13 protein-coding genes are annotated in these 14692 nt (G+C 63.5%); 7 read left to right on the top strand and 6 right to left on the bottom strand.

Annotated features, from left to right (window positions below; translation table 11 throughout):
- Positions 1-48 precede the first annotated feature (48 nt).
- From KHO30_RS04215 to KHO30_RS04235, 5 genes are all read right to left on the bottom strand, one after another.
- The gene (locus KHO30_RS04215) at positions 49-342 is read right to left on the bottom strand and encodes a transposase (protein WP_175049284.1); all 294 of its coding nucleotides are present in this window, start codon (positions 340-342) and stop codon (positions 49-51) included.
- Positions 343-492: 150 nt separating this feature from the next.
- The gene (locus KHO30_RS04220) at positions 493-1182 is read right to left on the bottom strand and encodes a DUF2894 domain-containing protein (RefSeq protein ID WP_244862824.1); all 690 of its coding nucleotides are present in this window, start codon (positions 1180-1182) and stop codon (positions 493-495) included.
- Complete coding sequence (locus tag KHO30_RS04225) at positions 1175-1822, bottom strand: OmpA family protein (protein ID WP_054033637.1); 648 nt, start codon at positions 1820-1822, stop codon at positions 1175-1177. Before KHO30_RS04225 ends, KHO30_RS04220 begins: the two co-directional genes overlap by 8 nt.
- On the bottom strand, positions 1819-4434 hold the full coding sequence (locus KHO30_RS04230) for a DUF802 domain-containing protein (protein WP_211700137.1): 2616 nt from the start codon (positions 4432-4434) through the stop codon (positions 1819-1821). The genes KHO30_RS04225 and KHO30_RS04230 overlap by 4 nt, the downstream gene beginning before the upstream one ends.
- Before the next feature lie 10 nt (positions 4435-4444).
- Complete coding sequence (locus tag KHO30_RS04235; protein ID WP_211700138.1) at positions 4445-5218, bottom strand: DUF3348 domain-containing protein; 774 nt, start codon at positions 5216-5218, stop codon at positions 4445-4447.
- Positions 5219-5640: 422 nt separating this feature from the next.
- Here KHO30_RS04235 and KHO30_RS04240 point away from each other — a divergent pair, with 422 nt between their 5' ends.
- Together KHO30_RS04240 and KHO30_RS04245 are read left to right on the top strand one after the other, a co-directional pair.
- Complete coding sequence (locus tag KHO30_RS04240; RefSeq protein WP_211700139.1) at positions 5641-7332, top strand: purple acid phosphatase family protein; 1692 nt, start codon at positions 5641-5643, stop codon at positions 7330-7332.
- Positions 7333-7476: 144 nt separating this feature from the next.
- Complete coding sequence (locus KHO30_RS04245) at positions 7477-7788, top strand: hypothetical protein (RefSeq protein WP_054033629.1); 312 nt, start codon at positions 7477-7479, stop codon at positions 7786-7788.
- A gap of 65 nt (positions 7789-7853) precedes the next feature.
- Here KHO30_RS04245 and gcvA read toward each other — a convergent pair whose 3' ends face one another.
- The gene (gene gcvA, locus KHO30_RS04250) at positions 7854-8771 is read right to left on the bottom strand and encodes a transcriptional regulator GcvA (protein WP_234487546.1); all 918 of its coding nucleotides are present in this window, start codon (positions 8769-8771) and stop codon (positions 7854-7856) included.
- A gap of 111 nt (positions 8772-8882) precedes the next feature.
- Here gcvA and KHO30_RS04255 point away from each other — a divergent pair, with 111 nt between their 5' ends.
- The 5 genes from KHO30_RS04255 to KHO30_RS04275 all read left to right on the top strand — a co-directional run bounded on the left by KHO30_RS04255 (position 8883) and on the right by KHO30_RS04275 (position 14650).
- Complete coding sequence (locus tag KHO30_RS04255; protein ID WP_093637042.1) at positions 8883-9728, top strand: transketolase; 846 nt, start codon at positions 8883-8885, stop codon at positions 9726-9728.
- The gene (locus tag KHO30_RS04260) at positions 9725-10723 is read left to right on the top strand and encodes a transketolase family protein (RefSeq protein ID WP_200620653.1); all 999 of its coding nucleotides are present in this window, start codon (positions 9725-9727) and stop codon (positions 10721-10723) included. Before KHO30_RS04255 ends, KHO30_RS04260 begins: the two co-directional genes overlap by 4 nt.
- A 96-nt stretch (positions 10724-10819) precedes the next feature.
- The gene (locus KHO30_RS04265) at positions 10820-11584 is read left to right on the top strand and encodes an SDR family NAD(P)-dependent oxidoreductase (protein ID WP_054033623.1); all 765 of its coding nucleotides are present in this window, start codon (positions 10820-10822) and stop codon (positions 11582-11584) included.
- Between the two features lie 158 nt (positions 11585-11742).
- Positions 11743-12786, top strand: a complete 1044-nt coding sequence (locus KHO30_RS04270) for a TRAP transporter substrate-binding protein (RefSeq protein WP_054034227.1) — start codon at positions 11743-11745, stop codon at positions 12784-12786.
- A gap of 4 nt (positions 12787-12790) precedes the next feature.
- A complete protein-coding gene (locus KHO30_RS04275; RefSeq protein ID WP_093637047.1) occupies positions 12791-14650 on the top strand; it encodes a TRAP transporter large permease in 1860 nt (619 codons plus the stop codon).
- The last annotated feature ends 42 nt before the right edge of the window (positions 14651-14692 follow it).

Here is a 14692-nt window from a genome sequence, read left to right on the forward strand (position 1 = left end):
TGGATGTGATCCGCGGCGTCCCGATTCTTCCTATCCTGCTTCACCACTTCAACATCGCGTGCCGTTTGAACACTCCAACTGCTCGCTCATGCCAAGTTCGGCGAAAACCTTCGACATCATGCCGGCGCGTCGCCACTCCAGCCATTTGATGTAGCAGGTTTGCGATGGCGGAAAGCTTGCGGGGAGGCGCTGCCACTTTTCGTTATTGCGAACGATCCACAGTATGGCGTTGACGATCTCGCGCGGATCTCGCCGTGGTCGGCCAACTCTCGGTGTGGTGTCGTGGTGGAACAGGTGGGCGATGCGTTGCCAATCTTCATCAGACAGCGGGGATTCGAACATTTTCAGATTTTAACCAGCCAGTACAATCCGATTATCCCAAGTAGAGGCCGTCTTCTAAATTGCGATTTCGGACGTTAAAGCGGCGCAAACCGGAGGATTGCTTTTGGCTGGATTGTGGTGGTCCAGGGGCTCGACGGATCTGCCCTCGCGCTAACGCGATTTGCCCCTGGTATTCTTTTTGGCGCCCGCGGCGCGAGGCGCATCTTTCGCCGGCAAGGCACCGCCGCCGTTCATCTGCTCCATCCACGACAAGGCGTCGACGTACGACAGGAACTGCTGGAGATACCCCGGCGACAATTCGCGCATCAACGAGAGCGATCGATGAACAAGGCTGCTCGAGTTGAGCGGACCGGCATTGCCCGGCGCTTTCATCAACGACTGCCGCAGCTGTTTCTCGGATCGGACCTTGGACCAGGTCTCCCTGAAGTAGTCGAGCGCCTCCAGTTCCGGATAGGACGATGGCCGAGGCGTGGCGCTACCAGCTGTGAGGCTGTCGCCATCTGCAGGCGCATGACTGGCGATGTAGTCGATCAGTCCGGCCAGCGTTCCGCGAGCGGGATCGCCAGGTGATGCCTTGGTGTCGGTGCCAGCATCGCCAGCCTCGGATGCAGCGCGCTCGAGATCGACCGCATACGCCTCGATCAGTTTGGATAGCCTCTCATCCAGCAGCCGCCGCGCCTCGCCACTATGACTGGCTGCCCGCCGATCCAGCGCCTCGATGAAATGAAAGCGAATGGGATCCATGCGATCGGCGCCACGCTCGCGCCATGCGTCGAGCGTTGCCCGGGCGCCACCTGTCACCTCGCTAGCGCCACTACTCGTACGACTCACACTACTCACGAGGCTTCACCGTTGCGCTCGAAGGCCTCGGGACCGGTGCTATTTCCACGCGCCGGTTTTTCGCCCGGCCCTGGTCATCGGCATTCGTGCTGACGGGCTGCTGCGAGCCGAACGCGGCCGCAAATACGGAAGAGGCGGGAACGCCTGCATCGATCAGCGCACGGGTCACCGTCAACGCGCGTTGGGCCGAGAGCTCCCAGTTGTCGGCAAAGCGACGGTTAGCTTCCCGCACCTGCCGGTCATCGGTAAAGCCGCTCACCATCAGGATCTCGTCATTGGCCCGGAGGTAAGCGGACAGCGGCCCCGCCAGGCTCTTCAGGACGTCCCGGCCTTCCGGCTGCAATTGATCGGAGTTCAGTGCGAACAACACGCTGCCGTTGATGCCGATGCGTCCGTTGACCAGCGTCACCCGGCCCGCTGCCAGCGGTCCTGCCAGCGCCTGCTCCAACGTCTTGCGGCGCTGTGTTTCCATCTGACGCTGCTTGACCTCTTGCTCCAACCTTGTCGAGAGTTCCAGCTGCACGCCGATGACGCCCACCAGGATCAGCACGAACGCGCCCAGCAACACCGACATCAGATCGCCGAAGACGGGCCAGATGGGCGCCGTGGTCTCCACGCCGCCGTCGATTTCCTCGCTCATGCCGCTTCAGCTCCGACAGACGCCCGCTTGCCGGCGAGGTGCTGCAGGTCTTCGACGATCTGCTTCTGCGACATCATGCTCAGGTCGATGACTTCTCGCGCCTGGGCGACGTAATAGGCCAGCTGCTCATCGCTTCGCGCGAGGGACTTGTCCAACGCGGCTTCGATACGCTGCAGATGTGCGACCAGCGTGGTATTCGACTCGCCGAACACCTGGACGGCCGCGCCGAATGCTTCGCCGAGGCTCGCCACTTCGACGGCGCTGCCGGTGACCTGCGCGGCCACCGCGCCCAGCTTTCCGGTCTCGAGTTCGACCTTGTCAGTGAAACGGGTGCTGACACGATCCAGCAGATCCGCTGACGTGGCGACGAGCGCGTCGACGGCCGTGCGCTGTTCGGTGGATGCATGGTTGACAGCATCGAGCAGGGTTTCCAGCGTTGCCAGCAGGCGGCTGCGCTCGTCCAGCATCGCGGTGTCGCGGACCATGCTGTCGGAGAGCTTCTGACGCAATTCGGCGACGACTTCCGCCGCTGCCTTGGGCGCTTCCGACGCGGCTTGTACGAGCTGGCCGATCTCGGCGATTGTGTTGCTCGCGTGCGCCTGTGTTTGAGCGGAGATGTCGCGTGCAGTTTGTGCCAGCGTGTCGCAGATCTCCTGCTGGCGGCTCGCGCTGCGCGTGCCAACCTGCTCCCATTCCTTGCTCAACGTCGTTGCCATGGAGCCGAGTGTCTCGGTCCAGGCGGCCAGCCGCTGCTGGTCGCGTGCGGCGAGTTCAGCCTGCAGGTTTGCGGCGGCCTTGGGGGCATCCGCAGCCACTTGCACGAGCCGGTCGATCTCGGCGATCGTGCTGCTCGCGTGTGCTTGTGTTTGGGCCGAGATGTCGCGCGCGGTTTGCGCCAACACGTCGCAGATCTCCTGCTGACGGCTCGCGCTAAGCGTGCCTGCCTGCTCCCACTCCTTGTTCAGCGTAGCGGCCATCGAACTGAGTGCCGCGGTCCAGGCCTCCAGCCGCTGCTGGTCCCGTGCGGCGAGTTCCGCCTGCAAGTCTGCGGCGGCCTTGGGCGCGTCCGCAGCCACTTGCACGAGCCGGTCGATCTCAGCAATCGTGCTGCTCGCATGCGCCTGAGTTTGAGCGGAGATGTCGCGCGCGGTTTGCGCCAGCACGTCGCAGATCTCCTGCTGCCGGCTCGCGCTAAGCGTGCCCGCCTGCTCCCACTCCTTGTTCAACGTAGCGGCCATCGAACCGAGCGTCTCGGTCCAGACTGCCAATCGTTGCTGATCTCGCGAGGCCAATTCCGTCTGCATGTCCGTATGCGATTGGCCCACCGCGGCGAGCAGTGACGCCGAGTGCTGCTCGAAGGTTGCAGCGGCCGCCGCCAAAGCTTGCTGATTGTGTCCCGCCAGTTTTTCGCCGACCTGTTCTTGCCGTGACAGCGCCTCGTTCCACGCTGCCGACACGTTGCCCGCCGTCGCTTCCAGTCGCGCGGAGACGCCTTCCAACAGGCCGGCCGAGCGTTGCTCGAAGGTCTCGGTGAATCGATCCAGCGACGTGCCCAACTGCTGCGTGAGCGCCTCGTTCGATCGTTGCTGCCCCTCGAGCGCCTTGTTCCAGATGCCCGCGACGGTGGCGGTGCTTGCCTCGAATCCAGTCGAGAGTCCATCCAACTGCTGCTGGACGGCGTGCGTGACGGTGTCGTGCATCGCGGCCGTCTCGCGCGCGAGACCTGCCAACGTGGCCGCCATGACCGGCTGCAGCGCCGCGCTGGCGGCGCGGGTGCTTTCGGCGACGCTCTCCTTCAACGACTGCTCCACGGACGCAGCAAGGCGCGTATAGGTGGCTTCGGCTCTGCCGTGGAAAGCGTCCTGGCTGGCGAGCTGCCGCTCGTTCAAGGCGAGGCTCTGTTGTTCGATGGCTGTCATCATTGCCTGCAGACGCTCGACCAGCGTGGGCATCACCTCGGCCTGCCGCTGCAGGAGCTTGAAGCTTTCCTCGCGCTGATGCGTCTGCGAGTAGATGCGCAAGGTCGTCGCGATCTTCACGTCGAGCAATTGAGCGGCATCGATCCGTTCGCGCCGGCACAACGCCGAAAGCAGTCCCAGCATTGCTGACGTGGCCACGCCCGCAATCGACGTGCCGAACGCGAAGCCCAGTCCTTTGACCGGTGCGCCGAGCGAATCGCGGATAGCTTGAAGGTCTGTCGCGCTTTCCAGCGCCATGCCGGTGCCGCGCAGGGTCGCCACCATGCCGAGGAGCGTGCCGAGCATGCCCAGCAGGACGAGCAGACCGACCAGATACGGCGTCAGCGCCGGGCCCGGCAAGGCCACCCGCTCACCCTCAACGCGCAGGCGCACCGCATTGCGCAGGCTGGGATGCAGGGGCTCGAGCCAGGCGCCCAGGCTGGCCGGCGGCCCGGACAGGTCCGCAACCGCACGCGCCAGCGTGGACGTGGCCTGGCTGTAGCGTCGCAGCTCGAGCGCGCCTGCCACGTAGCAGACGCCAATCAACAGTGTGACCGCCAACGCCAGCACATTCGAGCCGACGTAGCCGCCACCGATCCAGCACACCGCGGCCAGACCTACCAGAAAAACAACGAGATTGAGATATCTGGACATAGTGTCCCAGTTAGCAGGTGCGAAGGGCGGCGAGCAGCCCCTCGACCGGTTGTAAACGAACATCCAATTCGGCCAGCAACACGCTCTGCATATCCTTGCGGAACGTGTTCAGCCACGTGCCGGGTATGGCGGGTATGGCGGGTGTGGCGGGTGGGACGGTTGCGGCGTCCCCCGAGGCTTCCGCGTCGGCCAGCGTTTGTTGCTCCGCCTCGCGCAAGCGGTCGAAGTGCCCCTTGAGCAAGCCGGGCACGGCGGCCAGCAGACTCCGCTCGCGCTCGCTGAGCGCGCGCTCCATCACGGCGTCCACCACCGCGAGCCGGGCCATGGCGGGCGTTCTGGCGGCCAGCATGGCCCGCAGGCGGCCGCGCAGGGTGCCGATGCCCGTCTCCATCGACTGCTGCAAGGAGAGGTAGCGCTGACGAAAAACCGCGTAATCGACCGGCGCATCCGCCGGGGCGCCTTGCGGGAGCGCCTGCGCTGCCGACCCGCGACGCCTCGCGACGGCAAACACGCTATCGCCGACGATGGCATCCGCCAACGACGCGCGCACGCGGGCGCACTCGCTCTCTTCAGCGTCACTGAAGGCGCGCGCGCCGCCGGCGACGGCAGGCGGAGCGTTGCTCAGCGCCGAGGACAACGCGATCGCGTCGGTCCAGCCGAGCCATTGGCTTAGCCGGTCCGAAAGCGATTGGCTGGATTCGGGAACATCGACGTCCGTCAGGCGAGCAAGTAAACGAATGAGCGCCGGACCACTGAAAGCTGTGCGCTGTGGGGCTTGCACCATACCACCAGAGTCAAAAAAGTCAGCAGTTTACACGGCGGCGGGGTGAGGGATGCAGCCCCTTAATGAACGGGCGGGGCAAGCGAGGGGTTTCAGCGCGGCCAACAGGCCGAACGCGATGCGGTGATTTGGGCCTCCATGAGGGTTTTTACGAGGTTAATTCGGCGGCTTCTACACCGTCTATCGACTGAACGGTCACGGCGATCGGGTGGCGCGATGCACCGCGCCGACGCGGTGTAGTTTCTCCCGAAAGAGCCGGCACGGCGCCGCCCACGTCCAGCCATTTCATCTGCCTGTCATAGCTTCGCGACTAGGATGCCCTGTCACTTCTGTCGCACCCTGGTCCGGCACGGCACTCGCGGCGCATATCGCGCCGTGCGCTCGCCGTCCGTTGCCGACCTTCCACCCCCATACAAAAACTCGACATGACAAACAAGAAAATCGACAAGGATTTGCCGACCGATCAGGGCGCTAGCATCGTCTCGCGCCGTGGCTTTCTGAAGTTTGCAGGCGCATCGAGCCTCGCGACGGCCGCGGGCACGCTTGCATCGGCGGCGCGGGCCGCGAACAGCGCGCCCGACGGCACGCCTGAGCAGATCCATCTGACCTGGGGCAACGATCCGACGAGCGAGGTCACCGTGTCATGGGCGTCGCCGGCGCCGGCGGTCAATCCGCTGGTGCGGTTAAGCGGCGGGGGCGGGGCGAGAGTAACGGTGCACGGTGTGCAAAGCACCTATACCGATGGCATCAACGGCGAGGTCGTGTTCACCTATCACGCGCGTCTGCGCGGCCTCAAGGCAGACACGAGCTACGAGTACGAGGTGAGCGCCGACAACGACAGCAACGCGGCTCAGCCCTTTACCGCGAGCTTCCGCACGGCGCCGCGAGGCCGCGCGCCATTTCGCTGGACCAGCTACGGCGATCTCGCGACGCCCAACACCGGCTGGGTCCTGTCGTCGCCGCAAAGCCGTTTTGCGGTTCAGGCCGTCGAGCGATTTCAGCCGCTGTTCCACCTGCTCAACGGCGATCTCTGCTACGCCAATCTGAACCCGATGAGCCAGCCCGACGTGTGGCGCGATTTTGGCAACAACTGCCAGACTTCGGCGTCGAACCGTCCGTGGATGCCCTGTCCGGGCAATCACGAACTCGAATTCCACAACGGCGAACAGGGCCTCGCCTCGTATCTCTCGCGCTACACGCTGCCTGAGAATCACACGCGCTTCCAGGGACGCTGGTACAGCTTCCGCGTGAGTTCGGTGCTGTTCATTTCGCTCGATGCGGATGACGTGGTCTATCAGGATGCGGCTGCGTTCGTGGCCGGCCCGGCTCCCCTGGTGCCGGTGGCGAGCACCGGCAATCCGCCGATTCAGCCGGGCACGTCGCTTTATGTGCGTGGCTATAGCGAGGGTGAGCAGACCCGCTGGCTCGAGAAGACATTGCGCCGGGCGGCGGAAGACGACGAAGTCGACTGGATCGTCGTGCAGATGCATCAGGACGCGCTGAGCTCATCGAAGACCGGCAACGGTTCCGATAAGGGCATCCGCGAAGCGTGGTTGCCGCTGTTCGATCGTTATGGCGTCGATCTGGTGCTGTGCGGGCATGATCACGATTACGAGCGCAGCTATCCCGTGCGCGGCTGCAATCACAACAAGGGCACCGACATCGCCACAGGGCGCGTAGTCGATACGCTGCAGCCGCGGCCGGTGATGTCGGCGGTGTCGTCGGGGGCATCCACGTTCGATACGAGTCACGGCACGATCCACCTGATTCTCGGCGGTGGCGGCACGAGTGCGCCGCTCGACGTGTATGGGGTGGATCTCGGTACCGGCTTGCCGCAGGCGCGTATTTTCACGCGGCCGAATCGTCCGGTTGCCGGGACGACCGCGGGTACCTTCGTGCGTGCCAGCGCGGATGCTGTTGAAGATGCAGTCTGGTCGGCACAACGGGACACCGGCACGGGCTACGGTATCGCGGTGTTCGACCATGATCCGGGCCATCCGGGTGGCGAGACCACGATCACGATGAACTACTACCACGCGCCGGGTGCGGACCAGACACCGACGCAGAACTACGAGTTGTTCGAAACGATCGAGTTGAAGAAGAAGCGTCGAGGGTAAGTTCAACGCGATTTCACGTGTCGTGATTTGAAGCCGGGCAGTGTCACCTGCAGACTAGACTCCCTTAAATAGAAACGGTAGGCTGTCAGTGCTGGTGACTCTGTTTGGCTATGCTGGTCTTGAACGACAACGTGGAGCCTGCACATGGACGTGAGCACTGAAACGCTGGTGGAACTGCTGCGGGAAGTAGAGGCCGACGACCCGATCGACTACGCGGACCTTCCATTCGGAGAACAGGAACTCAGGCGGCTCGTCATGAGTTCGCTGGTCGAGCGTCACCACCAGGTCGAAGCAGGCAACATGTCGATCTCCGATATCCACGCGCTGTATCTGCTGAGCACCGCCAAGCTCGTTCTCGAGAATACGGTGCTTCACGCGAGGCTGCTTCTGCTCCAGGGGCAGCAGGTCGATGTACGGTCACTGCTTGCACCGTTCACCCTCAAAGGCAAATCTTAAAGGCCGGTAGTCGGCACTGTCTCCGGCAGCGCATTGCGCATGACCGGACCAGTGCCGCACGCGCATCACTTCTGAAGTTCCGCAAACAGCCAATCCTGAAAGCTATGCAGCTTCGGCAATTCGGCGCGAGATTTCAACAGGTTCAGCGTATAGCCATTTACCGGAAGTCCTTCCAGACCGAACGGCGCCACTAGTCGCCCCGTTTCCAGTTCACGCTGCGCCAGAAGCAGGCTTTCGAGGCAGACGCCCAAGCCGTCCACCGCCGCGCTGATCGCCATGAACGATCGATCGAAACGCGGACCGCGTCCAATATCGAGCCGCGTCTTGCGATAAAGACGCATCCAGTCTCTCCATCCGACCAGACAGCCCTCGCTATGAATCAGCGCATGGTGCGGTAAATCCGCGACGCTGCGCAGCGGATGTTCTCCGGTCATCAGCGCGGGCGAGCACAACGGCACGATCGTCTCGGGCGGCAACTCGAGCACCATCGTGCCGGCCGGCTGCAGCTTTCTCGGACCGTAGCGGATGTCGATATCCACCGCTTCCGAGATCAGATCCACCGCCTCTGAAGAAGCATTCAAGCGCACATCGATATCCGGATGCGCCGCACTGAAACGCGCGATGCGCGGCATCAGCCACTGAGTCGCAAAACTGGGCGTGCAATGGATCGTGAGGATGTCGCTCTTGGCGGCGCGCCCGATCTCGCGCGTGGCTGAGTCGATTCGCGCGAAGGCCGCGGTGATTTCCTCAGCGTATTGCCGCCCGTAGTCCGTCAGGATCACCGTGCGGTGCAGCCGATGAAACAGACGAATGCTCAATTGCTCTTCCAGCAGCTTGATTTGATGGCTCACGGCTGAGGGCGTGACAAACAGTTCGTCTGCTGCGAGCGCAAACGAAGAGAGCCGCGCAGCGGCCTCGAATGCCTGTATCGACTTGAAGGTGACGCGATTGTGCATGGCAGCATCAAGGTGAATTGAATTCATCCATTAGCCCATCTTAATTCGTTTGAGCGCGTGTGAGCGCGAGATTACGCTTGAGTCACTGGGATCGGCATCACAGCGGCCCCTGCGAAGCGATCCCCAAGGAGACAAACAGTGACCACTAGCGAAACCGCGCCGTACGCCCAACTCGCGGAGCACGCCTATCAGATTCGCCGCAACGCGCTGCGCATGGGCGAAGTGCAGGGGCAGGGTTATATCGGCCAGGCGCTCGATATTGCCGATGTCCTCGCCGTTGCCTACTTCCGCGCCATGCGCTTTCGCGCCGACGATCCCGAATGGGAAGGCCGCGACCGCTTTCTGCTATCGAACGGTCACTACGCCATCGCGCTGTACGCCGCGCTGATCGAGGCCCGCATCATCGCCGACGAAGAACTGGAAACCTATGGCAGCGACGACAGCCGTCTGCCGATGTCCGGTATGGCGAGCTATACGCCCGGCATGGAGATGTCCGGCGGCTCGCTCGGGCAGGGACTGACGATCGCGGTGGGCCGCTGCCTGGGCCTGAAGCGCAAAGGCTCGGATGCCCGCGTCTACACGTTGTTCTCCGACGGCGAACTCGATGAAGGCGCGATCTGGGAAGGGCTGATGTCGGCCGCCCACTGGAAGCTCGACAACCTGATCGCGATGGTCGACGTCAACAACCAGCAGGCCGACGGCCCGTCGTCGAGCGTCATGGCGTTCGAGCCGCTGGTCGACAAACTGCAGGCGTTCGGCTGGTTCGTGCAACGCGTGGACGGTAACGATCTCGCCGCCGTCGTCGCCGCGTTCGATGCGGCACACGCGCATCCGGAAGCGCAACCGCGAATCATCGTCTGCGATACGCGGATGGGGTGTGGCGTGCCGTTCCTCGAAGCGCGCGAGAAAAATCACTTTATCCGCGTCGATGCCCACGAGTGGCAACTCGCGCTGCAGGCACTGGAAGCCGGGAGAACCGTATGAGCGCCGCCGTACCGAAACCGCGTCTGAAAACGTCGGCGATGATCGCCTCGATCGCCGGTGAAGGGCAGATCACCCGCTCGGCTCCGTTCGGCCACGCGCTGGTCGAACTGGCGCGCAACCGGCCCGAAGTGGTGGGCATGACCGCCGATCTCGGCAAGTACACGGACCTGCATCTCTTCGCCAAGGAATACCCGGAGCGCTACTACCAGATGGGCATGGCCGAACAGCTGCTGATGGGCGCCGCGGCCGGCATGGCGCACGAAGGCGCGCAGCCGTTCGTCACCACGTACGCCGTGTTCGCCGCGCGCCGTGCCTACGACTTCATCCATCAGGCGATTGCCGAGGACAACCTCGACGTCAAGATCGTCTGCGCCTTGCCGGGTCTCACGACCGGCTACGGCCCGAGCCACCAGGCGGCGGAAGACCTCGCGCTGTTCCGCGCAATGCCGAACCTCACGGTGATCGACCCGTGCGACGCCATCGAAATCGAGCAGATGGTGCCGGCCATCGCCGACCATCGCGGGCCCGTATATGCGCGGCTGTTGCGCGGCAACGTGCCGGTCGTGCTCGACGAATACGACTACCAGTTCGAACTCGGCAAAGCGAAGCTGCTGCGCGACGGCGCCGAGGTGCTGATCATCTCGTCCGGGATCATGACGATGCGCGCGCTGGAAACGGCGAAGGCGCTGGCCGCCGATCGCATCGACGTAGGCGTGCTGCACGTGCCGACCATCAAGCCACTCGACACCGCCACGCTGCTGCGCGAAGCGCGCCGCTCCGGCCGACTTGTCGTGGTGGCGGAGAACCATACGGTGATCGGCGGTCTGGGCGAAGCAGTGGCCGCCGTGCTACTGACCAATGGCGTCACACCGCCGTTCCGCCAGATCGGCTTGCCCGACGCTTTTCTCGACGCGGGTGCGCTGCCGACCTTGCACGACCGCTACGGCATTTCGACCGAGGCGATGTGCGACACGATCAAAGGCTGGCTGCGGTAAAGGTTCATCAAGGCGGGTAAGTGCCGCACATACGCGCACTTACCAATAGCAAACAAATCAGCAAACCATAAGCTTCATATTCAGGAGATCCGCATCATGTCAGAGTCACGTCTACTCGACGGCAAGGTCGCCGTCATTTCCGGCGGCGCGTCGCCGCGCGGCATCGGTATGGCGACCGCCCGCATGTTCGCGGCGCACGGCGCACGCATCGCCATTTTCGATCTCGACGAAAATGCCGCGGTCGAAGCCGCTGCGTCGATTGGGCCCGAACATCGCGGCTACGTTTGCAATGTGACCGACCGTGGCGCCTGCCAGGCTGCTGTCGAACGCACCGTCGCCGATTTTGGTTCGATCGATATCCTGATCAACAATGCCGGCATTACGCAGGCTGCCAAGCTGCTCGAGATCGATCCGGAAAGCTGGGACCGTATTCTCGACGTCAATCTGCGCGGCGTGTTGTATCTGTCGCAAGCGGTCGTCCCGCAGATGAAGAAGCAGAAGAGCGGCTCGATCGGCTGCATGTCGTCGGTATCGGCGCAGCGCGGCGGCGGCATTCTCGGCGGCCCGCATTACTCGGCGGCGAAGGCCGGCGTGCTGGGCCTTGCCAAAGCGATGGCGCGCGAACTCGGCAACGACGGCATCCGCGTGAACTGCGTGACGCCGGGGCTGATTCAGACCGACATCAACGCAGGCAAGATCAGCGACGACAAGCGCGGCGAAATCCTCGCGGGCATTCCGCTTAATCGTCTGGGCGTACCCGACGATGTGGCCGGCGCCTTCCTGTTCCTCGCGTCGAATTTGTCGTCGTATATCACCGGCGCGGTGATCGATGTGAACGGCGGCATGCTGATTCACGGCTGACGCCTGACGGCAGGACGGGCCGTCAGGCGGGGGGCCGGCGGCGGCGATGGGGACCACGTAGTAGAGAACAGACGATCGCGGCGAGCAACACGTGCAGCCGCCGCGGTTCAGATTCCAAAACCATAACGACGCGCGATCCAGCATTGGAGGAAGACACCATGACAACCCGTTCGAACGCCCCGCAGGGCATTAGCCGCCGCACCTTTCTGAAGGCCGGTGCAACCTTATCCGCCGCCGCGCCGTTATGGAGCATCTCGCGAAGCGCGATGGCGGCCCCCGAGTTTTCGTACAAACTCGCCACCGGCCAGGACCCGACACATCCGGTTAACATCCGCGCGCAGGAGGCGATCAATCGTATTCGCGAAGCGACCAAGGGCCGCCTCGACATCAAGCTCTTTCCGCAGAATCAGCTTGGTTCCGACACCGATCTGCTGTCGCAGGTGCGCAATGGCGGCGTCGAGTTCTTCAACCAGGCGTCGTCGATTCTGGCGACGCTGACGCCCGCCGCAGGCATCGTCAACACCGGCTTCGCGTTCAAGGACTACGACGCGGTCTGGAAGGCGATGGACGGCGATCTCGGCAACTACATCCGCGCGCAGATCGGCAAGTCGGGCCTCGTGTCGGTGAGCAAGGTGTGGGACAACGGCTTCCGGCAGATCAGTTCATCGACGCGGGCGTTGCGCGCACCGGCTGATCTGAAAGGCTTCAAGATTCGCGTGCCGCAAGCACCGATGCTGACCTCGCTGTTCAAGGCGCTCGACGCCGGCCCCGCGCCGATCAATTTCAACGAGCTGTATTCGGCCTTGCAAACCGGCGTGGTGGAAGGTCAGGAAAACCCGCTGCCGATCATCGCGACGGCCAAGCTCTATGAAGTGCAGAAGTACATCAGCCTCACGTCGCACGTGTGGGACGGTTACTGGATTCTCGGTAATCGCGCCGCGTGGGAGCGCCTGCCTGCGGACATTCGCGCGATCGTCACACGTGAATTCGAAAGCGCCGCGATGCTGCAACGCGCGGATATCGCCAGGCTTAGCCTCTCCTTGCGCGACGACCTGAAAAAGAAGGGCATTACCTTTATCGATGTCGACCGGGACGCGTTCCGTGGCGCGCTGGCCAAGACGAGTTTTTATCACGACTGGAAAGCCAAGTACGGCGACGAGGCGTGGGGACTGATGGAGAAGTCCGTCGGAAAACTGGGGTAATGCGATGATCTCAATCTCCTATTCGCACGAGCGGCAGCATCGGTTCGCCTGTGCGCTCGATTCCACTCTCGGCCATCTGGTGGAGATTCCCGCTGCGTTGCTGGTGCTCGCGGAAATCGTCGTGCTGCTGGCTGGCGTGACGAGCCGCTATCTGCTGCACGCGCCGCTCGTGTGGTCCGATGAGCTCGCGTCGATGCTGTTCCTGTGGCTCGCCATGCTTGGCGCCGTGATTGCGTTGCGGCGCGGCGAGCATATGCGGATGACAGCGCTGGTCGGCATGGCGCCGCCAGGTGTGCGCGCCTTTCTCGACGTGGTCGCGATCGCGGCGCCGATCGCGTTCCTCGCGATGGTGATCGGCCCGGCGATCAGCTTCGCGCAGGACGAATCGTTCATCACCACGCCGGCACTCGAATTGTCGAACTCGTGGCGCGCGGCTGCCTTGCCGGTTGGTTCGGCGCTGATGCTGCTGGTGGCCGTGGTACGGCTCGCCCGCATGGGCAACTGGCGCCTGACGCTCGCCGCAATCGCAACGGTCGGCGCGCTGGCCGGCATCTTCATTGCACTCGGTCCGTTGCTGCGCGATCTCGGCAATATCAACCTGCTGATCTTCTTTGTCGGTCTGGTCGCGCTCGGTGTGTTGAGCGGCGTGCCGATTGCCTTCTCGTTCGGACTCGCGACCTTCGGCTATCTTGCGCTGACCACGAATACGCCGATGCCTGTGGTAGTCGGCCGGATGGACGAGGGCATGTCGCATCTGATCCTGCTTTCGGTGCCGCTCTTTGTGTTTCTCGGCCAGTTGATCGAGATGACCGGCATGGCCGCGGCGATGATCGCGTTTCTCGCGAGCTTGCTGGGTCACGTGCGCGGCGGACTGTCCTATGTGCTGGTCGGCGCGATGTATCTGGTGTCGGGCATATCGGGCTCAAAAGCCGCGGACATGGCGGCGGTTGCGCCCGTGCTGTTTCCCGAGATGAAAGCGCGTGGTGCGAAGCCGGGCGATCTGGTCGCGCTGCTGGCCGCGACCGGCGCGCAGACCGAGACGATTCCACCGAGCCTCGTGCTGATTACGCTCGGTTCCGTGACTGGCGTGTCGATCTCGGCGCTCTTCACGGGCGGCATGCTGCCGGGCATCGTGCTGGCGATCACCTTGTGCATCGTGGTGCAGTGGCGTTATCGGCGCGAAGACATGTCGGGCGTCAAACGTGCGACGGGCGTGGAGATTCTGCGCAAGTTCGTCATCGCGTTTCCTGCGATTGCCTTGCCGTTCGTGATCCGCGCCGCGGTGGTCGAAGGTATTGCAACGGCGACCGAAGTCTCGACCATCGGCATTGCGTATGCGGTGCTGGCGGGCTTGCTGATCTATCGCCGTTTCGAGTGGAAGCGGCTCAAGCCGATGCTGATCGATACCGCAACGTTGTCCGGCGCGATTCTGCTGATCATCGGCGCGGCGACGAGCATGGCGTGGGCGTTGACGCAATCGGGCTTCTCCGGACAGCTCGCGCAGACGCTCGGCGCTCTGCCTGGCGGCGCGGCGATGTTCATGGCGGCATCCATCTGCGTATTCGTGATTCTCGGCAGCGTGCTCGAGGGCATTCCGGCGATCGTGCTGTTCGGCCCGCTGATGTTCCCGATCGCGCGGCAGATGGGCATTCACGACGTGCACTACGCGATGGTGGTGATCCTCTCGATGGGCGTGGGCCTGTTCGCACCGCCGTTCGGCGTGGGTTATTACTCGGCTTGCGCGGTGAGCCGCATTCATCCCGACGAAGGCATGAAGCCGATTCTTGGTTATATCGCTGCGTTGATGGTCGGGTTGATCATCGTCGCTGCGGTGCCGTGGATTTCGACAGGTTTCCTGCATTGACCCGCTGACGTATGAGGCAGCGCGGTGCCGCCTCATACGAAG

Source organism: Paraburkholderia aspalathi (genome assembly GCF_905220735.1).
In the GTDB taxonomy this organism is placed as follows: Bacteria; Pseudomonadota; Gammaproteobacteria; order Burkholderiales; family Burkholderiaceae; genus Paraburkholderia; species Paraburkholderia aspalathi.